Origin of the sequence: Mesorhizobium sp. LMG17149, from assembly GCF_024518695.1 — a bacterium.
Lineage (GTDB): Bacteria > Pseudomonadota > Alphaproteobacteria > Rhizobiales > Rhizobiaceae > Mesorhizobium.
Map to the genome: position 1 here is coordinate 90,242 of NZ_JANIFL010000003.1, position 24,290 is coordinate 114,531.

Annotated in this window: 22 protein-coding genes and 1 tRNA gene; 8 read left to right on the forward strand and 15 right to left on the reverse strand. The window is 63.8% G+C overall.

Annotated features, from left to right (window positions below):
* Positions 1-77 precede the first annotated feature (77 nt).
* From NP945_RS06685 to NP945_RS06705, 5 genes are all read left to right on the forward strand, one after another.
* Positions 78-869: a cyclase family protein gene (locus tag NP945_RS06685; RefSeq protein WP_256745904.1), complete on the forward strand. Its 792-nt coding sequence runs from the start codon at positions 78-80 to the stop codon at positions 867-869.
* A 15-nt stretch (positions 870-884) separates the two neighbouring features.
* Complete coding sequence (locus tag NP945_RS06690) at positions 885-2,456, forward strand: NAD(P)/FAD-dependent oxidoreductase (protein WP_256745905.1); 1,572 nt, start codon at positions 885-887, stop codon at positions 2,454-2,456.
* On the forward strand, positions 2,456-2,938 hold the full coding sequence (locus tag NP945_RS06695) for a MarR family winged helix-turn-helix transcriptional regulator (RefSeq protein WP_127270494.1): 483 nt from the start codon (positions 2,456-2,458) through the stop codon (positions 2,936-2,938). Before NP945_RS06690 ends, NP945_RS06695 begins: the two co-directional genes overlap by 1 nt.
* Before the next feature lie 101 nt (positions 2,939-3,039).
* Positions 3,040-5,193, forward strand: a complete 2,154-nt coding sequence (locus NP945_RS06700; RefSeq protein ID WP_127271584.1) for an indolepyruvate ferredoxin oxidoreductase subunit alpha — start codon at positions 3,040-3,042, stop codon at positions 5,191-5,193.
* On the forward strand, positions 5,186-6,766 hold the full coding sequence (locus NP945_RS06705) for an indolepyruvate oxidoreductase subunit beta family protein (RefSeq protein ID WP_127269061.1): 1,581 nt from the start codon (positions 5,186-5,188) through the stop codon (positions 6,764-6,766). The genes NP945_RS06700 and NP945_RS06705 overlap by 8 nt, the downstream gene beginning before the upstream one ends.
* Positions 6,767-6,886: 120 nt before the next feature.
* Here the strand turns inward: NP945_RS06705 and NP945_RS06710 are convergent, their stop codons facing one another.
* The 7 genes from NP945_RS06710 to NP945_RS06740 form a co-directional block, all read right to left on the reverse strand.
* On the reverse strand, positions 6,887-7,174 hold the full coding sequence (locus NP945_RS06710; RefSeq protein WP_127269062.1) for a GCG_CRPN prefix-to-repeats domain-containing protein: 288 nt from the start codon (positions 7,172-7,174) through the stop codon (positions 6,887-6,889).
* Positions 7,175-7,286: 112 nt separating this feature from the next.
* Positions 7,287-7,742 (reverse strand): periplasmic heavy metal sensor, encoded by a 456-nt coding sequence (locus NP945_RS06715; protein WP_127269063.1) that lies wholly within the window; start codon positions 7,740-7,742, stop codon positions 7,287-7,289.
* The gene (locus tag NP945_RS06720) at positions 7,739-8,191 is read right to left on the reverse strand and encodes a hypothetical protein (RefSeq protein WP_127269064.1); all 453 of its coding nucleotides are present in this window, start codon (positions 8,189-8,191) and stop codon (positions 7,739-7,741) included. Before NP945_RS06720 ends, NP945_RS06715 begins: the two co-directional genes overlap by 4 nt.
* A gap of 86 nt (positions 8,192-8,277) precedes the next feature.
* Positions 8,278-8,820 carry an RNA polymerase sigma factor gene (locus tag NP945_RS06725; protein ID WP_127269065.1) on the reverse strand — a complete coding sequence of 181 codons (543 nt, stop codon included), beginning with the start codon at positions 8,818-8,820 and terminating at the stop codon, positions 8,278-8,280.
* Positions 8,821-8,941: 121 nt separating this feature from the next.
* Positions 8,942-9,322, reverse strand: coding sequence for an acid-shock protein (locus tag NP945_RS06730; RefSeq protein WP_256745906.1), 381 nt, complete (start codon positions 9,320-9,322; stop codon positions 8,942-8,944).
* A 163-nt stretch (positions 9,323-9,485) separates the two neighbouring features.
* Entirely contained in the window at positions 9,486-9,674 is a 189-nt protein-coding gene (locus NP945_RS06735) for a YodC family protein (protein ID WP_023811455.1), read from the reverse strand.
* Between the two features lie 135 nt (positions 9,675-9,809).
* Positions 9,810-9,885, reverse strand: a tRNA-Thr gene (locus NP945_RS06740).
* Between the two features lie 331 nt (positions 9,886-10,216).
* Between NP945_RS06740 and NP945_RS06745 the strand changes: the two genes are divergently transcribed.
* Positions 10,217-11,356 (forward strand): hypothetical protein, encoded by a 1,140-nt coding sequence (locus NP945_RS06745; RefSeq protein WP_027039623.1) that lies wholly within the window; start codon positions 10,217-10,219, stop codon positions 11,354-11,356.
* Between the two features lie 14 nt (positions 11,357-11,370).
* On the opposite strand, the gene NP945_RS06750 is transcribed toward NP945_RS06745, so the two are convergent.
* Both NP945_RS06750 and NP945_RS06755 read right to left on the reverse strand, forming a co-directional pair.
* Complete coding sequence (locus NP945_RS06750) at positions 11,371-12,972, reverse strand: cisplatin damage response ATP-dependent DNA ligase (RefSeq protein WP_256745907.1); 1,602 nt, start codon at positions 12,970-12,972, stop codon at positions 11,371-11,373.
* Between the two features lie 4 nt (positions 12,973-12,976).
* Positions 12,977-13,987: a ligase-associated DNA damage response exonuclease gene (locus NP945_RS06755; protein ID WP_256745908.1), complete on the reverse strand. Its 1,011-nt coding sequence runs from the start codon at positions 13,985-13,987 to the stop codon at positions 12,977-12,979.
* Positions 13,988-14,093: 106 nt separating this feature from the next.
* Here NP945_RS06755 and NP945_RS06760 point away from each other — a divergent pair, with 106 nt between their 5' ends.
* Together NP945_RS06760 and NP945_RS06765 are read left to right on the forward strand one after the other, a co-directional pair.
* Positions 14,094-15,023, forward strand: a complete 930-nt coding sequence (locus NP945_RS06760) for a class I SAM-dependent methyltransferase (protein ID WP_256745909.1) — start codon at positions 14,094-14,096, stop codon at positions 15,021-15,023.
* Positions 15,024-15,299: 276 nt separating this feature from the next.
* Positions 15,300-15,662 carry a hypothetical protein gene (locus NP945_RS06765; protein ID WP_127326244.1) on the forward strand — a complete coding sequence of 121 codons (363 nt, stop codon included), beginning with the start codon at positions 15,300-15,302 and terminating at the stop codon, positions 15,660-15,662.
* On the opposite strand, the gene NP945_RS06770 is transcribed toward NP945_RS06765, so the two are convergent.
* Genes NP945_RS06770 through NP945_RS06795 form a run of 6 tightly spaced genes read right to left on the reverse strand, consistent with a single transcriptional unit; the run spans position 15,659 to position 24,276 of the window.
* Positions 15,659-16,600, reverse strand: a complete 942-nt coding sequence (locus NP945_RS06770) for a glyoxylate/hydroxypyruvate reductase A (protein ID WP_127321001.1) — start codon at positions 16,598-16,600, stop codon at positions 15,659-15,661. The two genes, NP945_RS06765 and NP945_RS06770, sit on opposite strands and share 4 nt — an antisense overlap.
* 29 nt (positions 16,601-16,629) lie before the next feature.
* Positions 16,630-18,261: an ABC transporter ATP-binding protein gene (locus tag NP945_RS06775; protein ID WP_128287542.1), complete on the reverse strand. Its 1,632-nt coding sequence runs from the start codon at positions 18,259-18,261 to the stop codon at positions 16,630-16,632.
* Positions 18,258-19,403 (reverse strand): ABC transporter permease, encoded by a 1,146-nt coding sequence (locus tag NP945_RS06780; protein ID WP_256745910.1) that lies wholly within the window; start codon positions 19,401-19,403, stop codon positions 18,258-18,260. The genes NP945_RS06775 and NP945_RS06780 overlap by 4 nt, the downstream gene beginning before the upstream one ends.
* Positions 19,403-20,500 carry a microcin C ABC transporter permease YejB gene (locus NP945_RS06785; protein ID WP_127807988.1) on the reverse strand — a complete coding sequence of 366 codons (1,098 nt, stop codon included), beginning with the start codon at positions 20,498-20,500 and terminating at the stop codon, positions 19,403-19,405. The genes NP945_RS06780 and NP945_RS06785 overlap by 1 nt, the downstream gene beginning before the upstream one ends.
* Positions 20,501-20,530: 30 nt before the next feature.
* Entirely contained in the window at positions 20,531-22,399 is a 1,869-nt protein-coding gene (locus NP945_RS06790; protein WP_256745911.1) for an extracellular solute-binding protein, read from the reverse strand.
* Positions 22,399-24,276 carry an extracellular solute-binding protein gene (locus tag NP945_RS06795; RefSeq protein ID WP_256745912.1) on the reverse strand — a complete coding sequence of 626 codons (1,878 nt, stop codon included), beginning with the start codon at positions 24,274-24,276 and terminating at the stop codon, positions 22,399-22,401. Before NP945_RS06795 ends, NP945_RS06790 begins: the two co-directional genes overlap by 1 nt.
* Positions 24,277-24,290 lie beyond the last annotated feature (14 nt).

Consider the following 24,290-nt stretch of genomic DNA (forward strand, 5'->3'; position numbering starts at 1 on the left):
GCATATGTTTTCGTCTAGTAGGATATTAAGGGCCGAGACGAGCCTTGATCATCACACGAAAGAGGGAACTTCAAACCATGGACACCCAAAAACTCCTCGGCGAAGTCGCCGGCCAGCTTCTTTCAGGCGCCATCAAGGTGGTCGACCTGTCGGCGCCACTCGGGCCGGACACGCCGTTGATCAAGCTGCCGCCAGAACTCGCCGTCGACACGCCGAAGGTCGAGATCCACAACATCTCCCGTTACGACAAGAACGGTCCGTGGTGGGCCTGGAACTGGCTGAAGCTCGGCGAGCATTCGGGCACGCATTTCGATGCGCCGCAGCATTGGATCAGCGGCAAGGATTATCCGGACGGCGCCACCGACACCATTCCGGCGCAGAATTTCGTCGGCCCGGTCAATGTCATCGACTGTTCGAAGGAAGCCGCCGCCGACCACGATTTCCTGCTCACCGTCGACCACATCAAGGCTTGGGAAGCCGAGCATGGCGCGATCAATGCCGGCGAATGGGTGGTGATGCGCACCGACTGGTACAAGCGCAACGGCTCGGAAGCCGAGTTCCTCAACGCCAACGAGACCGGCCCGCACACGCCGGGGCCGACGGCCGAAGCCATCCAGTTCCTGATCAGCAAGGACATCAAGGGCTGGGGCTCGGAGACGATCGGCACGGATGCCGGCAAGGCCGGCGGCATGGAGCCGCCATTCCCGGCGCACACGCTGATGCACAAGGCCAACCGCTACGGTCTTGCCAGCCTCTGCAACCTCGACCAGCTGCCGCCGAAGGGCGCCATCCTGATCGCGGCGCCGCTCAAGATCGAACATGGCACCGGCAGCCCGATCCGCGCGCTGGCGCTGGTTTCGAAGGGCTAAGCGAAAGCGTTTGCCGTGACCCAGCCGGATCACATCATCGTCGGCAGCGGCATCAACGCACTGGTCTGCGCGGCGATGCTCGGGGGCAAAGGGGCGCGTGTGCTCGTCCTGGAGCGCAACGACCGCATCGGCGGCTGCCTGCGCACCGAGGAGATCACCGCGCCCGGCTTCATCCATGACGTGATGGCGACGACCTTCGTGCTGTTCATCACCTCGCCGGCCTTTGCGGCACTGGGCGCCGACCTCGCGCGCCACGGGCTGGAGTTCTGCCACACGGGAACGCCGACCGGCGTGCTGCGGCCGGACGGCAGCCATGCCGTGCTCAGCACCGACCGTGCCGCCAACGTCGTCGCCCTTAATGCGATCGCGGCAGGCGAGGGCGACCGCCACGCGGATGATGTCGGCGGCATCGAGCGCAATGCCGGCCTGCTGTTCGGCCTGCTCGGCGGCAGCCTGTGGTCCTATCCGACAGCGAAGCTGCTGGCCGGTGATGGCTGGCGCCGTGGCCCGCGTGGCCTTGCCGCCTTTCTCGGCGAGGCACTCGTGCCGGCGCGCGGCTGGCTCGAAAGCACCTACCAGTCCGAAACCATCCGTGCGTTGTGGGCACCCTGGGTACTGCATGCTGGATTAGGCCCTGAAGATGCGTTCTCCGGCCAGATCGCCAGGGTTATCGCTTTCGCGCTTGAGGCGGCGGGCGCGCCGATCGTCAAGGGTGGCGCGCAGAACCTGCTGGCGGCCTTCGAGGCTTTGATCCGGGAACGCGGCGGCGACACCCGCACCGGCGCCGACGTCGCTTCGATCGTTCAAAGCAATGGCCGGGCAACCGGCGTGCTGCTGGCCTCGGGTGAGACAATCACGGCCAACAAGAGCGTCATCTGCTCGGTCACCCCGACGCAGCTCTATGGCAGGCTGCTTGGCGCGGATGCTCCCAAAGCCGATGTCGAGGCGACGCGGAAATACCGCTATGGCAAAGGCAATTTCCAGATCCACTACGCCCTGGACAAATCGCCAGCATGGCGGGGCGAAGGCCTGGACAAGGTGGCACTGCTGCATCTGACGCCTGGGCTGGATGACGTCTCGAAAGCCTGCAACGAGGCGGCGCGCGGTATGCTGCCGGAGGTGCCGACCATCTGTGTTGGCCAGCCGCATGCGCTCGACCCGTCGCGCTGCCCGGAAGGCAAGGCGGTCCTCTGGCTGCAACTACCCGAGGCGCCTCGCCACATCAAGGGCGACGCCGCCGGCAAGCTGCAGGCACCAGCGGACGGGCAATGGACCGATGTGCTGCGCGAAGCCTATGCCGATCGCGCTGAAGCGATCCTCGCCAGCCATATCGAGGGCTTCAAGGACAGCGTCATTGCGCGGCGCGCCTATTCGCCGGCCGATCTCGAGGCGATGAACATCAATCTGGTCGGCGGCGATCCCTATGGCGGTTCCTCGACCATCGACCAGTCCTTCCTTTGGCGGCCGTTCAAGACCAGCCGCAACCATCAGACCGGCATCAAGGGCCTCTACCATATCGGCGCCTCGACCCACCCGGGGGCCGGCCTTGGCGGCGGTTCCGGCTTTCTCCTGGCGGGGAGGCTGTGATGGAAGAGAAGGTCACTGAGAAGCGCCAGCGCATTTCGACCCTGGGGCAGATCGGCCTGCAGCAATTCGCGCCCTATCTGATGAACCGCATCATGGGCCGCTACAACGCCACCTTGCGCGACGATTTCCGCAAGCAGGGCCTGACCATTCCGCAGGTGCGCACGCTGGCCGTGCTGTCGGTCACCGACGGCATCACCGTCAACGACCTCTCGGTCTATACGGTGATCGAGCAGTCGACCTTGAGCCGGACGCTCGACTCACTGGAGGGCCAGGGTCTGGTACGGCGCGAGCAGGGCGTCACCGACAGCCGCATCCGCCATGTGTTCCTGACCGATGAGGGCCGCGCCGAGTTCACCCGCGCCTGGCCGGCCATGCACGATGCCTTCGAGGCGATGTTCGACGACATCGACGACGCCGAATATTCCGCACTCATCGCCACGCTTTTGAAGATGCTGAAGAACATTCGCAAGCACGACATCTAGCATGACCCCGAAAAGTGGATCCCGGTTTTCGGAAGAGGTCATGCTCAAGCAGATAGACCTACGCGCCGCCAGCCTCAGGCGGTAACGGAAGGATTGAAAAAATGGCCGAACGGTCTTTTGCCAAGGAAGTCGAGAAACTCCGGCTCGGCGCCGGCGAGGAGTTTGCCGGCGAAGGCATCCTCGCTATCACCAAGGCGCTGCTGCAATGCGGCGTCGGCTATGTCGGCGGCTATCAGGGCGCGCCGATCAGCCATCTGATGGACGTGCTGGCCGACGCGCAGGATATCCTGGGCGAGCTCGGCGTGCATTTCGAGGCCAGCGCCTCGGAAGCCACCGCCACCGCCATGCTGGCCGCCTCGGTGCACTACCCGATCCGTGGCGCCGCGACCTTCAAGTCGACGGTCGGCACCAATGTCGCCTCCGATGCGCTCGCCAATCTCGCCTCCGGCGGGGTCACCGGCGGCGCGCTGATCATCGTCGGCGAGGACTACGGCGAGGGCTCCTCGATCATGCAGGAGCGCAGCCACGCCTTCGCCATGAAAAGCCAGGTCTGGCTGCTCGACCCGCGCCCCAATCTGCCATCGATCGTCAAGGCGGTGGAGGACGGTTTCGAACTGTCGGAGATTTCCAACACGCCGGTCATGCTGCAGGTGCGCATCCGCTGCTGCCACGTCCACGGCCATTTCATCGCCAAGGACAACAAACGGCCGCCGATGACTGTCGCCGATGCGCTTGACGCACCGCGCCGCGACACCGGCCGCATCGTGCTGCCGCCAGCGTCCTTCCTGCATGAGAAGGAGAAGGTGCAGAAGCGCTGGCCGGCGGCGGTGGACTTCATCGCCAAGAACAAGATCAACGAGTTCTTCGGCTCGGATCATGGTTCGGTCGGCATCGTCCTGCAGGGCGGCATGTACAATTCGGTCATCCGCGCGCTGCAGCGGCTCGGCCTTGCCGACATTTATGGCGACACCGACGTGCCGCTCTATGTGCTCAACGCCGTCTATCCGCTGATCGATGACGAGTTCCTGTCATTCTGCGAGGGCAAGCAGGCGGTGCTGGTCGTCGAGGAAGGCCAGCCCAACTACATCGAACAGGCCTTTGCTTCGATGCTGCACAAGGCCGGTCGCGGCACCAGGCTGGTCGGCAAGGAGTACCTGCCGATGGCCGGCGAATACACCGGCCAGGTCATGCTTGACGGCATCGGCGCCTTCCTGCGCGCCGATGCGCCGCATCTTCTGCCCGGCGAAGTGCGCGCGCCCAACAAGGTCGGTGACGGCGTCGACGCAGCCGACCTGATCAATGTCGTGCCGGGCCGTCCGCCGGGCTTCTGCATAGGCTGCCCGGAACGGCCGATCTTTGCCGCGACCAAGCTGGTCGAGCAGGAACTCGGCAAGCACCATATCGCATCCGACATCGGCTGCCATTTGTTCTCGATCATGCCGCCTTTCGAACTCGGCGCCACCACCATGGGCTATGGCCTGGGCCCGGCCTCCGCCTCAGCCTTCAATTCGCCCGATGCCAAGCGCCGCTCGATCTCCTTCGTCGGCGATGGCGGCTTCTGGCACAACGGCCTGACCTCTTCGATCGGCAATGCGGTTTTCAACAAGAACGACGGCGTCATCGTCATCGTCGACAATTTTTACTCGGCGGCCACGGGTGGGCAGGACATCCTCTCGTCCCGCGCCGGCAACAAGACCAAGTCGACGAAACATCCGATCACCGAGGCGGTCAAAGGCATGGGTGTCAAATGGCTGCGCCATGTCGACCGCACCTATGACGTGACCAAGATGCAGGACACGCTGCGCGAGGCGCTGACGACGGACGAGAAAGGGCCGAAGGTCATCGTCGCCTCGTCCGAATGCATGCTCAACCGGCAGCGCCGCGAAAAGCCGCTGGTCGACAAGGCGATCAAGGGCGGGACCCGTGTCGTGAAACCGAAATTCGGTGTCGATGAGGATATCTGCACGGGCGACCATGCCTGCATGCGGCTGTCCGGCTGTCCCTCGCTGTCGGTCAAGTCAACAGACGATCCGCTGCGCGACGATCCGGTCGCTCATATCGACCAGAGCTGCGTCGGCTGCGGCAATTGCGGCGAGGTCGCCGATGCGGCAGTGCTCTGCCCATCCTTCTACCGCGCCGACGTCGTCCACAATCCGAGCCGCTGGGACCGTTTCCTGGAAGCCGCGCGCCGCGCCACCATCAGCCTGTTGCAGCGACGCCGCGAAAGCCGGCGGCTGACCTTCGCCGATGCTTGACGCTGTCCCCCCACTTCGCGCCCGCGCCGGCGCTCAGGATAGCGAGCGTGTCATCAAGCTCGCCGTGCTGGCGGTCGGCGGCCAGGGCGGTGGCGTGCTCGCCGACTGGATCACCGATGTCGCCGAGCGCAACGGCTATGTTGCGCAATCGACCTCGGTCGCCGGTGTCGCCCAGCGTACCGGCGCCACCATCTATTATGTCGAGATGGCCCGCGACACCGGCCGGCTGCCGGTCTTTGCCCTGTCGCCGTCGCAGGGCGATGTCGACATCCTGATCGCCGCCGAATTGATGGAAGCCGGCCGTGCCATCATTCGCGGCTTCGTCACGCCCGACCGCACCACGCTGATTGCCTCGTCGCACCGCATCGCCGCCGTGTCGGAAAAGATCGAACCGGGCGATGGCCGGGCTTCGTCCTCCAAGGTGCATGCGACGGCGGAAGCCGCATCGAAGCGCTTCATCGCTTTCGACATGGAAAAGATCGCAGCCGACAATGGCTCGATGATCTCGGCCAGCCTGCTTGGCGCGCTAGCGGGGTCCGATGCGCTGCCCTTCACCCGCGAGAGCTACGAACAGGCGATCGGTGCCGGCGGCCGGGGCGTCAAGGCCAGCCTTGCTGCCTTCGGCGCTGCGTTTGACCGCGCGCGCGGCACGGCAGCACCGGCGCAGAAGCCGGCTGAGCCCGCGATTGTCGAATCTGCCCTGGGCACAGGACAGGTGAGTGGCCCGCAAAACCTGCTGCAGGGCTGGCAGGCCTTGGCTGACCGCATCGACCTGTTGCCGGTAGCCGTACGCGACATGGCACTTCGGGGCTTGAGAAAGGTCGTCGACTATCAGGACATCGCCTATGGGCGCGAGTATCTCGACCGGTTGGACAAGGCCGTCGCGCTGGACGGGCCGCTTCAGGGCTATGGCCTGTCGATCGCTGCTGCCAAGCATCTGGCCAACGCGCTATGCTACGACGACATGATCCGCGTCGCCGATCTCAAGACGCGCTCGACGCGCGGCAAACGTGTGCGCCGCGAGGTCGGCGTCAAGGACGGCTCGATCCTGCAGGTGACCGAATATTTCCACCCGCGCATCGAGGAGTTCTGCGGCACGCTGCCGGCGGGTCTGGGCAGCTACATCGAGGACCGCCCGAAGCTCGCCGCCCTTCTCGATCGCCGCATCAATCATGGCCGCCGCATCCGCACCGACAGTTTTGCCGGCTTTGCCGCTTTGTGGTTCATCGGCGGCCTGCGCCGCTGGCGCCGTAGTCTGCTGCGCCACAAGGTCGAGGTCGCGCATCTCGATCGCTGGTACGCGCTGGCTCTCGACCATGTGCCCCAGGACTACGCACTGGCCGTCGAGATCCTCAATTGCCGCCGGCTGATCAAGGGCTACAGCGACACCCATGTCCGGGCACAGTCGAAATTCGACCGCGTGCTGTCGGCGCTCGACCTGGTCAAGGGCCGAGCCGACGCCGCCGACTGGATCCGCCGCCTGCGCGAGATGGCGCTGAAGGACGAGAAGGGCGACATGCTCGACGGCGCGCTGAAGACGGTGGCGACGCTGGGGCCGGACCCAATCGGCTGAGATATCTAGCGGGCGTCCACGGATTGGAGCGGCGCTAACCTTAACTCCGGGCTGGCTGACAGGATTGCCCGTGCGCCGGCGCTGACGCGGGGCCAGGTGCCTGGCCCCGCCGTGCTTCGATCAGTTATGGTGCCAGCGGCGCCAGTGATGGTGCGGGTGCCAGCCATAGACCGGAGCGTGCCAGTAATGGTAGTGCGGGCGCACGACGACGACGCCGTTCGGCACGCAACGGCCCCATCGGTTCGGGTGCCAGCCGATGCCGCACCCCCAGCGGACATGCTCGACCAATGCCGGGGCGGCCGGATGGGTTACAGACATGACGGGCATCGCGCTGGACGCGGTGGCGGTCACGACAGTTCCACTGACCGCCAGGATAGCGGCTGCTGCATAGTTTTTCAGGCGACTCATAATTGGGCTCCGAGTGCATTCGAGTTTGAAGATGGCCGCCCGGCACGGTGCGATCGGGCAGGCTTGTCCCTTCTCTTCATTAAACGGCGTCTCGAGCATTTTCCGTCGGTCGTCATGGCGATTTTTTCGGCGCCACGGCAGCGCGGCGTTCCATGTGGCGCAGCAATGCCTGTGCCAGCACGCTCCGGTTTTCGGGTGATGTGTTCGCCGCGAAGTCGACAATGGCCTGCTCGAGCCGGGTGCGAACCGTCGCGTCGGCGTTGCGTGCCCGCTCCAGGGCCGCCGACACGGCGGCCTTGTCCATGACAGGCTGTTGCAGCAGGTCCGCTGCCTGCTGCCTGGCCTGCTGGCCATCGAGAATGATCTGACGGGACTGCACGCGAACCTGGCGCAGCGCCTCGCGGAACGCCTTGCGATCCTGGTCGGGAAGTTGTCGGCCGGCCGATTCCAGCGAGACACCTGTTTTGGCATTTCTCAGCCAGACCGCACCGCCGACGAATGCGCCGGCAAGAAAGACGTTCAGCACCACGGAAGCAATAACCAGACCACGGACCCAGCGCGTGCTCATAGGCTTTCCTCACCGTTCTCGGCAGCGGGGCCGGCATCGCCAAACGCCGTCGCATTGGCATCCAGCACATAATGGTCCGGCTGGACCTCCGGCGTGACGATGGTCACCAGGGCCAGCCCTGCCACGGCACCGGCCAGACCAATGCCGGCAAGTCCCAGCCCCAGCCACCAGAACCGCTTACGCCGGCGCTGGACGAGGTGCCGGCCGGCAGCCTGCAGAATGCTGCCGTGCAGTGCCTTGTCCGGGGCGTCGACGCGGTAGCTGTCGAGCAGCGCGTCAAGTGTCCCGGCCTGCCTCAAGATGGCCTTGCCCGCGCCGCTCGCGGCAAAGACCGTGCCGGCCATTCGCTCAGCCTCGGGCCATCGCCGCAAGTCGCCGCCATAGGCCTGGGCCAAGACGGCAAAGCGCCTGGCATCCATTGCGGGTTCGTTCCTGGATCCTTCAGCCATGTGTCGCCCCCTTGCCCGTCGGCGCCGGGCGCCAAGCGGCACCAGCAAGGCGCAATGGCCGTGGTGCGTTGGTGCTTGCCCGGTGCTTACTCATCGGCGCCATCCCCCGCCAGGATCGCCTGCAGCGACCGCCGGCCGCGCGCAAGCAGGCTCTCCAGGGCATCGACGCTGATCTGCAAGGTCGCTGCCGCCTCGATATTGGACATCTCCTGATAGTAGACCAGAACGATGGCTTCGCGCTGGCGCGGCGCTATGGCTTGCAGCGCCCGTTCGACCCGAAGCGCTTCCTCCTGGCGAGGGGCATCGGGAAGTGCCGCGGGGTCGACCATCTCCGGCAGGTCGCCGGTCACCCACTCGCGCCTGCGACGCAGCCGGTCGTAGCAAAGGTTGAGCGTCACCCGGTGGATCCAGCTGTCGAAGCGCGCATTGCCGCGCCGCCAGCTCGCGGCATGGCGCCAGATCCGCACGAAGGTTTCCTGGGCGACATCCTCGGCCTCCGCCGCATCGCCGAGCATGCGCACGGCAAGCGCCAGGATACGCGGCAGCTTGCGCGCGACGAGGGTTTGCACCGCTGCCGGCTCGCCGGCGCCAACACGGCGAACCAGCTCCTCGTCCGGATCCGCAGCCATCAGTCGGCGCACTCCCGATATTCATCGCGCGTCATTGCCTCTTGGTCATTGCTCCCTGCTTGACCTCTTGGTCATTGCTTCGGCTTGGGAGCGGTTTTGTGGCCCGGCAGTTCGTCGGCCGTCAAAATGCCGTCGGCATCTTGTCCAGCCGGGCGAAGCGCCTGGCGAAGAATGCATCGAGTTCGGCGCGATCGATGAAGCCGTCATGGTTGGAATCGATCCGCGCGAAGGATTTGGCGGCGTCGCCCTTGACGTTGCGCTTCGTCTGAAAGGCCTCCCATTCCAGCAGGCTGATCTTGCCGTCGCCATCCGTGTCGGCCGCCATGATCGCCTTTTCGCGCCGCTTCTGGAATTTGGCCAGCGTGATGTCGGACCTGGTCCCCGAAGCGCCTGGCGCGGCAAGTGGCGCGGCGGTCGGCGGTGCAGGCGGCGTCGTTGCCTGGGCGAAAGCCGCAACGGTCTGCAAACTCAAGGCAACGACTGATATCGAACGACTGACCATGTTGTGCGTCTCCAGGTTGGCGCGACGCAGACGGCTTGTGCCGCCATCGCGCTTCAACCGTTAAACGCCGCGACCCGGAAAATCCGTCGGTCGCGCCTGCTGATCCGTTCACGCCCGGACAAAAGAGGGTGCCCATCCCGGCTCGATCGAGATGGAAGGAACTCTAGTCCGACTGGTCGGCCGCAATCAGTTGTTCGGGCTTGAACCCGGCATGTTGCGGGGTCCACACCTCGCCCTCGCGATTGAACCAGTGGCACAGATACATGCCCGAAGCTGCGCCATCGCTGATCGTCATCCTGGGGCCTCCGGATTTCAGCCTGACGACGTCTCCGGTCTTGAAATTGTTGGGCATTTTTGACCTCCCGTGCTGGGGCCATGAGTTTCACACCAAACCGGGGTCTCGACAATGGCAGATCTGCCAGGCCGGCGTCGCAATCCTTTGCACCAGCTGCGAAGGGGCAGACAGACGACAAAAATGGAGGAGGAATGGTGCCGCTTGCGTGACTCGAACACGCGACCCCCGCATTACGAATGCGGTGCTCTACCAACTGAGCTAAAGCGGCCCAGGAAGCCAAGGCCTCCAGGATGCGGCGGTGATAGACGCAACCGGGCGCGAATTCAAGATGCGACTTGGCAATTCCTGCGTCGGCGTCGTGGCACCCTCGAAAGCCGGCCGCCGCCTTGTCCGCCAGTCAGTCGCCAAGGGAATGCGGCGCACGGTGCGTGTGCTCCCTGTGCGCGAAAATCGGCGAAACATGCTGATTTTGTTGCCGGAACAGCGCCGGAATGGACTTTGCACACCTCTGCGAGGCAGAATACGCCGCTCGCCCGTTGATTGATTGGTCGCCTGCGGCTAACGATCACGGCAAGGTTGGCAAAGACAGAGGGACCCGCTTGGACGCGATCGAAAAAGCGATCCGGAACGCCTTGGAGAAAGGCAATGCCGAGGACCGCGCGTTTCGCGAGAGGGTCTATCGCTCGGCTTTTGCCGCGCTTGATCGCGCGCTCCAGGCCAATCCCGGTGTGACCGTTGAGGTCGCCATCAAGCGCCGCAAGGCAATCCAGGCGAAAATCACCGAAATCGAATCCGAGTTCCTGCCGGCGGTGCCGGATGTCGGCCCCCAGGGCGATGCACCGGCGGTCGAACTCGGAGCGGACTCGGCGCCCGCGGTCGAAACCGGCCGACAGGCATCGTCCCCCGACGTCGTCGTCGACGGACCCGTGCAATCCGCTGCCGATGCGCCGCGCTCGCGCGTCCTGCCCGTCGTTCCCGACATCATGCCGGACGCCACGCTTCCCGATGCCCCGGCCATCGACATGTCGGTTCCGGCCTCGGCCGGCGCGACGACGGAAGTGGCGCCTGACCGCGATGAACGGCGCATAAGGGGACGTCGCCTGCCGCTGACCGCCATCTTCCTGACCGTGACACTGCTCGCCGCGGTTGGCATCGGCCTGTTCTTCGCCGTGCAGACCGGCGTGTTCAAGACATCCGCGCAACTCGACACCGCCCCGCCGCAGGCGCCGCCGACCGTCGAGGACGACGATTTCACACCGGCCGACGGCGGTCCGGCAAAACCCGGCGCCGCGGACCAGGCGCGCGACTGGATCAATGTGTTTTCGCCGGCCGATGCATCCCATGTCAGCGCGCCGTCTGACGCCAGGGCCGAGGTGATGAAGGACGATACCGGTTCGTTCCTGCGCATCCGTTCCGGCGCGTCCGGTTCGGCGATCAGTTTCGACGTCGGACAAGGCGTGCTGGAGAAGCTGGCCGGCAAACATGCCGTGTTCGACATCATTGCCCGCTCCGAAGAAGGCAAGGAGACGCAGATTTCGGTCGACTGCAATTTCGGCGAACTCGGCGACTGCGGCCGCAAGCGCTATGCGGTCGGCCAGCAGCAGAACGAATATCTGTTCGATGTGCAGTTTCCCGACAAGCGTCCGGGCTCGGCCGGCACCATTGCCATCAATTCAGACTTCGACAAGCAGGGTAAGGCCGCGGACATCTACGAAATCCGCGTTTCGATCGAGCCGTAAGAGCGCTGAACGGTCTAGCGGTCGAGCAGCGCCTGTAGCGTCTCGATGCGGTCGGCCTCGTTGGCCGGCTTGTCCCAGCGCAGCCGCGAAATGCGGGGAAAGCGCATGGCGACGCCGGATTTGTGCCGGGTCGAGCGGTTCAGCCCTTCGAAGGCGACTTCCAGCACAAGGCCGTTGTCGCGGTCAGCCCGCACCGAGCGCACCGGCCCGAAACGCTCGATCGTGTTGTCGCGGACATATTTGTCGATCTGCTTCAACTCCTCGTCGGTGAAGCCGAAATAGGCCTTGCCGACCGGCACCAGTTCCTCTTCGCCTTCGGCACCTGTCCAGACGCCGAACGTATAGTCGGAATAGAAGCTCGAGCGTTTGCCGTGGCCGCGCTGGGCATACATCAGCACCGCGTCCACCGTGTGCGGATCGCGTTTCCATTTGAACCATGGACCTTTCGGCCGGCCGGCGACATAGGCTGAGTCCCAGCGCTTCAGCATGACGCCTTCGATGATCGGATGCGGCGGCACCCGGCGCAGTTCCTCAAGCGTTTGCCAATCCGTGAAGTCGACGAATGGCGAAAGATCGAAACGGCTCGGGTCGAGCGTTCCGACAAACGCTTCCAGCCGGCCGCGCCGCTCGCGAAACGGCAGCGCGCGCAGATCCTCGCCGCCGACCTGGAGCAGATCGTAGCAGCGCATGAAGGCCGGGTATTGCTGCTGCATCTTCGGTGTCACCGTCTTGCGATTCAGCCGTTGCTGCAGATCCGAGAAGGTTCCCGTCGCCTCTCGGGGATCGCCGACAAGCAGTTCGCCGTCCAGCGTTGCGGAAAAATGCATGGCATCGGCGAGGTCCGGAAAGGCGCCGGAAACATCGTCACCGGTGCGCGAATAGAGCCGGCGGATGCCGCCCTCGGCCACCGCCTGGACACGGATGCCGTCCCATTTCCATTCGGCGGCATAATCCGCCGGATCGAGCTTTTCGAGATCGCCGTCACCGACCGGGTTCGACAGCATCACCGGGCGAAACAATGCCAACGCCGTGTTCCTGGGCTTTTCGGCCTTGCCTTCCAGCCACGCGAACAGCGCTGTGTAAGGCGGCGTCAACCCGTGCCAGAGTTCCTCGATCTCGGCCACGTCGACCTTGCCGAAATCGGCCAGCGCCTGTTTGGCCAGCCGCGCCGACATGCCGATGCGCAGGCCGCCGGTGACCAGCTTGATGATGGCAAAGCGTGCCGAGATGCCGGCGCTGTCGAGCAGCCCTGCCAGCACCTTCGGCCCGTCGGAGCGGCTTGCCGCCTGCAGTTTGGCCACGACGTCGCCAAGCGTCGGCTCGCGGTTCGGGATGTTTCCGGGCGTTTGCGGCCAGACCAGCGACACCGTTTCGGCGAGATCGCCGACATAATCGTGGGAATAGCCGAACAGCACCGGATCCATGCGTTCGGTGACCAGCATGCGCAGCATCGCCGGCTTGACCGCGGCGATGTGGAGATCGCCGGTGATGGCAGCCAGCGCCAGCCCGCGATCGGGATCCTCCACGGCGCGGAAATAGTCGGTCAGCAAGGTCAGCTTGCCGTTGCGCGACGGCGTCAGCACCAGGCGGTCGAGAAGCTCGGCGAAGCGGTTCATGGCTTCAATCGCCCTCGTCTTCGTAGCCGACCAGATGCAGCGGCCGGGCGGCGATGCCTTCGAGCTCGCACCAGCGCACCAGCGCTTCCTCGCGGCCATGCGTCACCCAGATCTCCTCGGCTCCGGTCTCCCTGATGGTGGCGGTCAACTCATCCCAGTCGGCATGATCGGAGATGATCAGCGGCAGCTCGACGCCGCCTTGCTTGGCGCGCTGGCGAATGCGCATCCAGCCCGACGCGAAGCACGAGATCGGATCGGGAAAACGCCGCGCCCAGCGGTCGGCGAAGGCCGATGGCGGGCCGACGACGATGGCGCCGGTAAAATCATCCTTGCCGCCGCTTTCGACGGTCGCCGGTTCGAGGGTGCCGAGATCGATGCCTTGGCTCTGGTAGTACTCACTGAGTTTGGCCAGCGCGCCATGGATGTAGAGCGGCCTGTCGTAGCCGGCGTCGCGCAACAGCCGCGTCACCCTTTGCGCCTTGCCCAGCGCATAGGCGCCGACCAGATGCGAGCGCTCGGGGAACTGCGCTGCCGATTTCAGCAGGCGGGCGATTTCTTCTGTGTCGGGCGGATGGCGAAACACCGGAAGGCCGAAGGTCGCTTCGGTGATGAACACATCGCACGGGATCGGCTCGAATGGCGCGCAGGTTGCGTCCCTCTGCCGCTTGTAGTCGCCGGAAGCGACGATGCGCGTGCCCTGATGCTCGACGGATATCTGCGCCGAGCCCAGCACATGGCCGGCTGGATGGAAGCTGACGCTGATGCCATTGAGTGCAATCGTCTCGCCGAGTTGTGCCGCTTGCGTCGTGCCAGCGAAATTCTCACCGTAGCGCAGGCCCATAATGTCGAGCGTTTGCCGCGTCGCCAGCACCGAGCGGTGGCCGGAACGCGCATGGTCGGAATGGCCATGCGTGATCAATGCCCGGTCGACCGGCCGGACCGGGTCGATGAAGAAATCGCCCGGCGGGCAATAGAGGCCCTCGGGCCGGGGATGAAGCAGGTCGCTGGCGCGCATGATCCCCAAGATAGGATATAATTCCGCGGCGGGAAGCCTGTTGTAAGTCACTGCTGACTCCCGCATAGAGCACCGCCGGCTCGATCCGCCGGCAGGACCCATCGCCATGAAACCGCTTCAGGCCTCGTCCGGCGACTTGAACGCCGATCGCCGTGCCGATTATGCCGAGATGCTGCACGCGGACGGGGACCATGCGGCGGCGGCGGAATTGCTGCTCGGCGCCCTGGAAATGACACCGCAATGGGCGATGGGCTGGTTTCGCCTCGGCGAGATGCAGCAGGCGGCGGGCGCGGCGGAGCTGGCCGCGCAGGCCTGGACGATGTCGCTGCAACTCGATCCATCGGATCGTCAAGGCGCTGCACTGAACCTGCAATTGATCGGCAAGGCGCCGGCGCCCGACGCGCTCCCCAGCGCCTTCGTCGAGACCTTGTTCGACCACTATGCCGAGAGCTTCGATGAGTCCCTGGTCGGCAGGCTGGGTTACCGCCTGCCTGAAATGCTCGACCAGGCCATTCGAGCGGCAAGGCCAGGACGCTTCCCGCTCGCTCTGGATCTCGGCTGCGGCACCGGCCTGATGGGGCAGATGCTGCGGCCGATCGTCGACCGGCTGGAGGGGTATGACATTTCGGCCAAAATGCTGAGAAAGGCGCGGACCAAGGGCGTCTACGATTTCCTCGACAAGGCCGATCTGCGGGATTTTCCCTATGCCGGTCCGAAAGCCGATCTGGTGACGGTGGCCGATGTTTTCATCTATGTCGGCGCGCTGGACGGCGTGGTGAAGACGATTGCCCGCTTGCTGGCGACGGACGGCCTGTTCGCGTTTTCCGTCGAAACGCTGGCTGGCGATGGCGATTTCATGCTGCTGCCGTCGCGCCGCTATGCGCATGCGCAACACTATGTGCGCGACGTCCTGGCCGCCAACGGGCTTTCGGTCCTCTCACTGGAGCCAACCGTCATCCGGCAGGATCGTGGGGAACACGTCAACGGGTTGGTCGTTGTGGCCGGGGCTCCGAACTCAGCCCGACAAAGGACCTGACGACAGCCAGTTCGGCGGTGTCGGCAGCTTTTGCCGGCAGCGATAGGAATTTTTTCTTGACACCCTGCCCTCAGCTATGGTACATTTTCGCCCATGGTGCTGATTTGCGCCAGTGACCCGCCGCGCAGGCGGGTTTTTCGTTTGATGCTCCGTCAGCCACGCGCCAGCGGAGGGGCAGCCTCGCCGCTTCTTGCTGTGAAAAAGTCCGATTTGCATGCGCGACTGATATTTGCGATCTGCTCGCATCAGGGCGGGATATCAGGAGGAGCATAGCCGATGCGCTGGAACATGATGATCTTGGCCTCTTGCCTGCTGACCGCCGGCTGTGTCGGCGGCACCTCGATGTCGGAACAGCAGGATGCGAACGTCCAGTCCTCCCTGCAATACGACACCGTGCCGTGCGATCAGTTGCTGGCGCAGCGCAACGGCTTGGCGCAGCAATACAACCTTCCGGCGAAGGCCAAGCCGACATTCTCCAATCCGGCGATGGGCTTCGGCCCGTTCACACCTGACATGCGCTCCAAGGCCAAACGCGATACCGACAAGGCAAGCGGTGAGATCGATGCCATGAACCGGTCGATCGATCGACGCGACTGCGGCCAGCCGGACAAGCAGAAGAAGCTCGCTCTGCCTGGCTAATACCCCGCCTTGCGGTCCACCAGATTGTCCAGCTTTTCACCGCGTTCGAAGGCGTCCATCTGGCGCAGCATGATCGGCGCCAGATGCACCGGGTCGGAGGTCGCTGCCGCGTGCGGCGTCACGAACACTTTTGGATGCCCCCACAGCGGACTGGTCTTCGGCAGCGGTTCGACCTCGAACACGTCGAGGCTCGCCTCCTTCAATGTGCCGTCATCCAGCGCCCGCAAAATGTCGGCATCCTTCTGCAGACGGCCGCGCCCGGCATTGATCAGCACCGAACCGCCGAGGCCGTTGCGTTTCCGCAATTCCTTCAGCACGCCGTAGTTGATAATGCCCTTGGTCTCCGGCGTCAGCGGCAAAAGCACCACCAGGATGTCGGTGGCCTTGAGGAAGGGGATCAGTCCAGCTTCGCCGGAATAGGTCGCGACGCCTTCCATGGCCTTGTCGGTGCGCGACCAGCCATTGACGGCAAAGCCGAGCGACAAAAGCACCGAGGCCGCGGCGCGGCCGAGACTGCCGAGGCCCATGATGCCGACCGAAATGTCACCGGCAGGCCTCTGCTGCGGCTCGTGCCAGATCTTCTTCGGCTGCTGCGACCGGTAGAGCAGGCCCTGGCGGTGATGATCGAGAACCCGCCAGACGACATATTCGGTCATGTACTGGGTGAGATTGTCGGCGACGACCTTGACGATCGGCACATCGGGCAGGCCGGGATCGGCGAAGATATGATCGACGCCGGCGCCGATCGAAAAGATGGCGCGCAGATTGGGCAGCGACGACAACAGGTTCGGCTTCTGCTTCCACACCACGGCATAGGTGATCGACGGGTCGCTGGCGCCGTCAGGCTCCAGCACCACCTCGCGCTCGGCCGACAGGAGCTCGCGCCAGCGCTGCGGATGAAAGCCGGTGACGGCAAGCAGGATACGGCCTTTTTCCATTGCGGTCTTTTAGTCCCTCTCTACGCAAATCACTCGCTGACGATGCCGACCGGTGCCGTCTCGATCTTGAAGGCGGCCGAGATCAGCGCCCGAGTATAGTCGGTTTGCGGATTTTCAAAAATCTGCTGGGAAGGACCAGCTTCGACGATCCTGCCATTGCGCATGACGATGACGTCGTTGGCGAGCGCGCGGATGACTTTCAAATCATGGCTGATGAAGAGATAGGCGAGATCGTGCTTGGCCTGCAGGCTGCGCAGCAGATCGACGACCTGCGCCTGCACGCTCATGTCGAGTGCCGATGTCGGCTCGTCCAGCATGACGAAGCGCGGGTTGAGCACCATGGCGCGTGCGATGGCAACGCGCTGGCGCTGGCCGCCGGAAAACTCGTGCGGATAGCGGTTGCGTGTCGCCGGATCGAGCCCGACCTCCTTCAGCACGGCGGCCACCTTGTCGTCGCGCTCGTCGGGCGACAGCTTCGGCTCGTGGATTTTCAGGCCTTCCTCGATGATCTCGGCGATCGACATGCGCGGGCTGAGCGAGCCGAACGGATCCTGGAAGACGATCTGCAATTCGCGCCTGAGCGGCCGCATGGCGTTGAAGGACAGCTGGTTGATGTCGCGGCCGTTGAACTGGATCGTGCCGGTCGACGAGATCATGCGCGCCAGCGCCAGGCCGAGCGTCGTCTTGCCGGAGCCGGATTCGCCGACCACGCCGAGCGTCTGGCCGGCGCGCACGGTGACATCGATGCCGTCCACCGCCTTCACATTGTCGACGGTGCGGCGGAAGAAGCCCTGCTTGATCGGGAACCAGACCTTTATGTCCTTGCCGGTCATGACCGGCTTGGCGGCGGCATTGGCGGCCGGCGGCTTGCCCTTCGGCTCGGCCGCCAGCAGATGCCTTGTATAGGCATGCTGCGGATTGGCGAAGATCTCTTTGGTCGGCCCGGTCTCGACTATCTTGCCCTTGGTCATCACGCAGACACGGTCGGCGATCTTGCGCACGATGCCGAGATCATGGGTGATGAACAGCATCGACATGCCCTTGCGGCTCTTCAGCCCGGCCAGCAGTTCGAGGATCTGCGCCTGCACGGTGACGTCGAGCGCCGTCGTCGGCTCGTCGGCGATCAAAAGTTCGGGCTCGTTGGCCAGCGCCATGGCGATCATCACGCGCTGGCGCTGGCCACCGGACAACTGGTGCGGATAGGCATCGAGGCGCTTGTGCGGATCGCGGATGCCGACCTCGTTGAGCAAGGCCAGCGTGCGCTCCTTGGCCGGGCGGTCGGCCATGCCCTGATGCAGCTTCAGGATCTCGACGATTTGATGCTCGATCGTGTGCAGCGGATTGAGCGAGGTCATCGGCTCCTGGAAGATCATGGTGATCTTGTTGCCGCGCACCTGCCGCAACTGCTTCTCGTTCATCGCCAGCAGGTCGGCGCCCTGGAACAGGATCTTTCCCGAGGGATGGCTGGCGCTTGGATAAGGCAACAGCTTCAGCACCGAAAGCGCCGAGACCGATTTGCCGGAACCGGATTCGCCGACCAGCGCCACTGTCTCGCCCTTGGCGATGTCGAACGAGATGTGGTCGACGGCCAACGACTGGCTGCCGCCCTGGCTGAAGGCGACGCTGAGATCCTGTACGCTGAGCAAGGGGGCTTCGCTCATCTGAACGTCTTGCGCGGATCGAAGGCGTCGCGCGTCGCCTCGCCGACGAAGACCAGCAGCGACAGCATCAGCGAGATGACGACGAAGCCGGAAATGCCGAGCCACGGCGCATTGAGGTTCCGCTGCGCCTGCTTGAGCAGTTCGCCGAGCGAGGCGGAGCCGGGCGGCAGGCCAAAGCCGAGGTAGTCGAGCGAGGTCAACGTCGAGATCGAGCCTGAGAGCAGGAAGGGCATGAAGGTCAATGTCGCCACCATGGCGTTGGGCAGCAGGTGCCGGAACATGATGGTGCGGTTGGGCACGCCGAGCGCCCGGGCCGCGTTGACATATTCGAAATTGCGGGCGCGCAGGAACTCGGCCCGCACCACACCGACCAGCGCCACCCAGGAGAACAGCAGCATCAGGCCGAGCAGGATGAAGAAGCCCGGCGGCAGGATGGCGGCGACGATGAGCAGGAGATAGAGCACCGGGATGGCAGACCAGATTTCGATGAAACGCTGGAACAAGAGATCCGTCCAGCCGCCGAAATAGCCTTGCACGGCGCCGGCCGCGACGCCGATCAAGGCCGAGCCGGCGGTCAGGATCAGGCCGAACAGCACCGAAATGCGGAAGCCGTAGATGACGCGCGCCAGCACGTCGCGCGCCTGGTCGTCGGTGCCTAGCCAATTCCAGTTGCCGACCATGCAGGCCGGGTCGGCGGCACCCTTCGGATACTGGTTGCAGCGCTTCGTGGCGTCATACTGCCAAGACGGCCTGGCCGGCGCTGCTTCCGGAATGGCGTTGTTGACGGTCTGATAGGAGTAGCGCACCGGTGGCCAGATCATCCAGCCATTGGCGTTGATCTCGTCCTGGATGACCGGGTCGCGATAATCGGTGACGGCATAGAAACCGCCGAATTTTTCCTCGGGGTAGGCGACCAGCACCGGAAACAGGATCTCGCCCTTGTAGGAGGCGATGATCGGCTTGTCGTTGGCGATGAACTCGGAAAACAGCGACAGCACGAACAGGACGAGGAATATCCACAGCGACCAGTAGCCGCGCCGGTTGGCTCTGAAGTTCTGCAGGCGCCGCTTGTTGAGCGGCGACAGAAACGGCCGCTTGATCCGCGCGGGAGCCGCGCCCACGGGGACTGTAGCCTCCGACATCAGACGTCTCTCCGCTCGAAATCGATGCGCGGATCGACCCAGGTGTAGAGCAGGTCGGACAAGAGACCGACGAACAGCCCCAGCAGCGAGAAGATATAGAGATTGGCGAACACCACCGGATAGTCGCGCTCGACCACCGACCGGAAGCCGAGCAGGCCGAGGCCATCGAGGGAGAAGATGTTCTCGATCAGCAGCGAGCCGGTGAAGAAGGCCGAGATGAAGGCGCCGGGAAAGCCGGCGATGACGATCAGCATGGCGTTGCGGAAGACGTGGCCGTAGAGCACCTGCCGTTCCGACAGGCCCTTGGCCCGCGCCGTCACCACATACTGCTTGCGGATTTCTTCGAGGAACGAGTTCTTGGTCAATAGCGTCGTCGTGGCGAAGGCCGACAGCACCAGCGCGGTCAGCGGCAAGGTCATGTGCCAGAAATAGTCGACGATCTTTCCCCACCAGGACAATTGATCCCAATTGTCCGAGGTGAGGCCGCGCAGCGGAAACCAGTCCCAGAAAGACCCGCCGGCAAACAGCACCATCAGCATGATGCCGAACAGGAAGCCCGGAATGGCATAGCCGACAATGACGACGCCGCTGGTCCAGACGTCGAAGGGAGTGCCGTCCTTGACCGCCTTGCGGATGCCGAGCGGGATCGAGATCAGGTAGGACAAAAGCGTGATCCACAGCCCGATCGAGATCGACACCGGCATTTTTTCCAGGATCAGGTCGAGCACCGAAATGTCGCGGAAATAGCTGTCGCCGAAATCGAAGCGGGCATAGTTCCACAGCATCATGCCGAAGCGCTCGAGCGGCGGCTTGTCGAAGCCGAACTGCTTTTCCAGCTTCTTGATGAATTCCGGATCGAGCCCCTGCGCCCCGCGATATTTCGAACTGACGTCACCGGCGACATCCAGGTTGCCCCCAGAACCCGCGTCGCCGCCACCGCCGCCGAGGCGGTCGCTGCCGCCCTGATTGGTCAGCCGGGCGATAACCTGCTCGACCGGGCCGCCGGGGGCGAACTGGATAACGGCGAAGGATATCGCCATGATGCCGAACAGGGTCGGGATCATCAACAGGATGCGGCGCAGGATATAGGCGCCCATCAGGCCTTTTGCCCCGCTTGAGCGAACATCTCAGCCTTTGCCAATTTTTGCCGCCTTGCCCTTATCGAACCACCACAGCGTCTCGACCGGAAAGCCGAAATCGGGCTTCTGTTCGACAAAGCCGAACATGTCCCAATAGGCGACGCGGTGATTCGCCAGATAGTATGTTGGAATCCAGTCGAGCCGCGCGCGCAAGACCCGGTCGAGCGCTCTGAGCGCCGTGACGAGTTCTATACGGTCTTTCGCCTTGCCGGCTGCCGCGATCAGGGCGTCGATGGCCTTGCTTTCCGTGCCCGGATAGTTGCGCTGCCCCGGGATTTTCGCCATCCGGGAATCATAGAGCATCTGCAGGCTGTCGTCGGTCGGCGTCGCCCCGATCGACCAATGCAGCAAGGCAAGATCGAAGTCGTAATTGCTGTGCCGCTGCTCATACTGCGCCGAATCGATTTGCCGGATCGATGCGTCGATCCCGATCGCCTTCATATTCTCGGACCAAGGGGTGTAGATGCGAACGATGCCGTCGTCCTCCGCCAGCATTTCGACCCGCAGCCGCTCACCCTTGTCGTTGACGACGAAACTGCCATCGCGCTTCCAGCCGGCCTGCGCAAGCAATCTCGAAGCCTCGCCCAGCAGCTTGCGGTCATGGCCCGAACCGTCGGAAAGGGGCTGCGTCACCGCTTCACCAAAAACCTCTGGCGGCAATTCGGCCCGGAACGGCTCCAGCAGGGCCAATTCCTCAGGCGAGGGCAGGCCTTCGGCCTTGTAATCCGACCGTTCGAAGTTCGATTGAGAACGCTCGTAGGAGCCGTAAAACAGCGCCCGCTTCATCCATTCGAAATCGAAGCACCTGGCGATCGCCCGCCGCACCCGCTCATCGCGGAATTGCGGACGACGCTGGTTCAGTGCGACGCTCTGCATATCCGGCGTCTTCTCGCCGGGAAATTCCCGTTTGACGACCTTGCCGTCCTTCAGCGCCGGAAAGTCATATCCGGTCGCCCATACCCGCGAGGTGAATTCCTCGCGAAAATGCGTGTCGCCTTTCTTGAAGGCTTCGAACGCCGCCTGCCGGTCAAGATAGAAGTCGATGCGGATGCGGTCGAAATTGTAGAGGCCGCGGTTCACTGGGAGATCGCGGCCCCAATAGTCGGCCACGCGGTCATATTCGACAGTCTGTCCGGCCGCCACGCGTCCAATCTTGTAGGGACCCGAGCCAAGCGGCGGTGTCATGGTCGAGGCATCGAAATCATTGGCCGTGTAAAAGGCCTTGGAGACGATCGGCATCCCCACGATCGCCAGGATGTTTTGCGCTGACTGTTCGCCGTTGAAAGTGAGGTTGACGGTGGCGGGATCGACCGCAACCGCGTCGGTCATGTACCGCAACGCCTGGGAAAGGTTCGGATGGCCCTTGTCCTTATAAAGCTTCAGCGCGAAGACAACGTCGTCCGCGGTCAGCGGCGAGCCGTCATGGAAACGCGCTTGCGGTCGCAGGGCGAAGCGGAAACCGTTGCGGTCTGGCGACAGGGTAACGGTTTCGGCGAGCAGGCCGTAGGCCGCATCCGGCTCATTGAGCGCGCTTGTCATCAGGGAATCGAAACAGAGTTCGGCGCGCGGCGGAGCCTCTCCCTTCAACACCAGGAAATTCAGGGTGTTGAAGGTCAGGAAGCTCTGATTGAGGGTCGAGTTCGGCGGCGCGAAATTCATCTGGCCGCCCTTTGGGGCGTCAGGGTTGACGTAGTCGAAATGCGCGAAATCGGGTTTGTATTTGAGGTCGCCGAAGGCCGACAGGCCATGCAGCTTGGTGCCGGTCGCAATGTCGGCGAAGGCCCGGCCGGGCAACAAGGCGGCGGCTGCCGCGGCACTGCCCAGGGCCAGGAAGTCGCGTCGGGCAAGGGCCGCCATCAATTGCCGCCCTTGTATTTGGCCGCCAGCGCCTTCTCCTTGTCCGGGTCGATCCACCAGGAATCGATGTCGGCTCCGGCATAGGCAGGCTGCTTGTCGGGGAATTTGAACTTGTCCCAATAGGCCAGCCACACCGCCGACCGGTAATATTGGGGAACCACGTAGAAGTTCCACAGCAGGATGCGGTCGAGCGCATGGGTGGCGGCGACGAGATCGTCGCGATCCGTCGCGAAGATAATGCGATCGACCAGCGCGTCGACGGTCGGGTCCTTGATGCCCATCAGATTGCGCGAACCGGGCGAGTCGGCAGCTTTCGAGCTCCAGAAGTCGCGCTGCTCGTTGCCCGGCGATTCCGACTGCTGCAGCATCCCGGTAACGACATCGAAATCGAAATTGTTGACGCGGTTGATGTACTGCGTCTGGTCGATGATGCGCAAAGTGGCGTCGACACCGATCTTGCGCAGATTGGCGATGTAGGGGCTGGCGATGACCTGGTCGGTGTCGTTCCAGCCGAGGATTTCGAACTTGAACGGCGCGCCGGTCTTGGCATTGACCATCTTGCCGCCCTTGATCACCCAGCCCGCCTTGGCGAAGAGATCGACCGCCTGTTTCAGGTACTTCCGTTCCGCCTGCGGCGAATCATAGACCGGCAGCTTGAATTCCTGGGTGAAAAGTTCGGGCGGCAGCTTGTCGCGGTATTTTTCCAGGATCTCCAGTTCCTTGCCTTGCGGCAATCCGCTCGACGCCAGTTCGGTGCCCTGGAAATAGCTCGACGTGCGGGTGTTGAAGCCGAAGAACAGCGTGCGGTTCATGCTCTCGAAATCGAACGGAATGGTCAGCGCTTCACGCACCAGCCGGTCCTGGAACAGCGGCCGCCGCTGGTTGAGGACGAAGCCCTGCATCGGTTCCGGCGCCTGGGTCTGGAAATCCTTCTTGATGACATCGCCGGCTTGGAATGCCGGGAAATTGTAAGCCGTCGCCCATTTGCGCGAACTGTATTCGCGGTTGATGTCTTCCAGCCCACCCTTGGTGAAGGCGAGCCAGGCAGCGTTGTCGTCCAGGATATAGGTGTAGCGTCGGGTGTCGAAGTTCTCACGGCCGATCTTCACCGGCAGCTTGGCCGCCCAATAGTCCGGCACACGCTGCCAGATGATTTCCGAGCCCGGCTTGAAGCTGGCGATCTTGTAGGCGGCCGAACCGAGCGGAATTTCCAGCGTCGGCTTGGTTACGTCCCGCTTCTTGCCGTTGGCATCGGTGCCTTCCCACCAATGTTTCGGCAGCACGGCAAGGTCGCCGATGATCTTGGGCAGTTCGCGATTGCCCTTCTGGTTGAAATGGAACTCCACCTCGCGATCCGAAATCGCCACCGCATCGGTGACATTTTCAAAATAGCGGCTGTATTGCGGGCTGTTGGCCTTGAGCACATGAAATGACCAGATCACGTCATCGACGGTGATCGGCTGGCCGTCATGCCATTTGGCGCGCGGATCGAGCCGGTAGGTCGCGGAGGAATAATCATCAGGATATTTGTAGGCATCGGCGATCAGCGGATGGCTGGTGCTGCCTTCGTCGGTCGCTTGCTCCATCAGCGTGTCGTAGAGCAGGCCGCCGCCGAACCCGACGAGGCCGGCGGCCGGTGATCCCTGGACGACGTAGGGATTGAAGCTGTCGAATGTACCTGGCACCACCGAATTCAGCGTGCCGCCCTTGGGCGCGTTCGGGTTGACGTAGTCGTAGTGCTGGAAATTGGCGCCGTATTTGGACTCGCCGATCAGCGATGAGGTGGTGCGCCATTCGTCGGCGCGGGCAGCCTGCAATCCCGCCGCCAGAAGGGCAGCCGACAGCAACGACTTGAGAAGCGTTCGGCCAACCGTCATGCACTATCCTCTTT

Bases quoted from the DNA above. Each gene is read 5' to 3' on its own strand.
- NP945_RS06710 (WP_127269062.1), bottom strand. From the start codon at position 7,174: ATGAGTCGCCTGAAAAACTATGCAGCAGCCGCTATCCTGGCGGTCAGT.
- NP945_RS06780 (WP_256745910.1), bottom strand. From the start codon at position 19,403: ATGTCGGAGGCTACAGTCCCCGTGGGCGCGGCTCCCGCGCGGATCAAG.
- NP945_RS06695 (WP_127270494.1), top strand. From the start codon at position 2,456: ATGGAAGAGAAGGTCACTGAGAAGCGCCAGCGCATTTCGACCCTGGGG.
- NP945_RS06750 (WP_256745907.1), bottom strand. From the start codon at position 12,972: ATGAACCGCTTCGCCGAGCTTCTCGACCGCCTGGTGCTGACGCCGTCG.
- NP945_RS06790 (WP_256745911.1), bottom strand. From the start codon at position 22,399: ATGGCGGCCCTTGCCCGACGCGACTTCCTGGCCCTGGGCAGTGCCGCG.
- NP945_RS06730 (WP_256745906.1), bottom strand. From the start codon at position 9,322: ATGGTCAGTCGTTCGATATCAGTCGTTGCCTTGAGTTTGCAGACCGTT.
- NP945_RS06735 (WP_023811455.1), bottom strand. From the start codon at position 9,674: ATGCCCAACAATTTCAAGACCGGAGACGTCGTCAGGCTGAAATCCGGA.
- NP945_RS06725 (WP_127269065.1), bottom strand. From the start codon at position 8,820: ATGGCTGCGGATCCGGACGAGGAGCTGGTTCGCCGTGTTGGCGCCGGC.
- NP945_RS06795 (WP_256745912.1), bottom strand. From the start codon at position 24,276: ATGACGGTTGGCCGAACGCTTCTCAAGTCGTTGCTGTCGGCTGCCCTT.
- NP945_RS06775 (WP_128287542.1), bottom strand. From the start codon at position 18,261: ATGAGCGAAGCCCCCTTGCTCAGCGTACAGGATCTCAGCGTCGCCTTC.
- NP945_RS06715 (WP_127269063.1), bottom strand. From the start codon at position 7,742: ATGAGCACGCGCTGGGTCCGTGGTCTGGTTATTGCTTCCGTGGTGCTG.
- NP945_RS06705 (WP_127269061.1), top strand. From the start codon at position 5,186: ATGCTTGACGCTGTCCCCCCACTTCGCGCCCGCGCCGGCGCTCAGGAT.
- NP945_RS06765 (WP_127326244.1), top strand. From the start codon at position 15,300: ATGCGCTGGAACATGATGATCTTGGCCTCTTGCCTGCTGACCGCCGGC.
- NP945_RS06785 (WP_127807988.1), bottom strand. From the start codon at position 20,500: ATGGGCGCCTATATCCTGCGCCGCATCCTGTTGATGATCCCGACCCTG.
- NP945_RS06685 (WP_256745904.1), top strand. From the start codon at position 78: ATGGACACCCAAAAACTCCTCGGCGAAGTCGCCGGCCAGCTTCTTTCA.
- NP945_RS06755 (WP_256745908.1), bottom strand. From the start codon at position 13,987: ATGCGCGCCAGCGACCTGCTTCATCCCCGGCCCGAGGGCCTCTATTGC.
- NP945_RS06700 (WP_127271584.1), top strand. From the start codon at position 3,040: ATGGCCGAACGGTCTTTTGCCAAGGAAGTCGAGAAACTCCGGCTCGGC.
- NP945_RS06720 (WP_127269064.1), bottom strand. From the start codon at position 8,191: ATGGCTGAAGGATCCAGGAACGAACCCGCAATGGATGCCAGGCGCTTT.
- NP945_RS06760 (WP_256745909.1), top strand. From the start codon at position 14,094: ATGAAACCGCTTCAGGCCTCGTCCGGCGACTTGAACGCCGATCGCCGT.
- NP945_RS06770 (WP_127321001.1), bottom strand. From the start codon at position 16,600: ATGGAAAAAGGCCGTATCCTGCTTGCCGTCACCGGCTTTCATCCGCAG.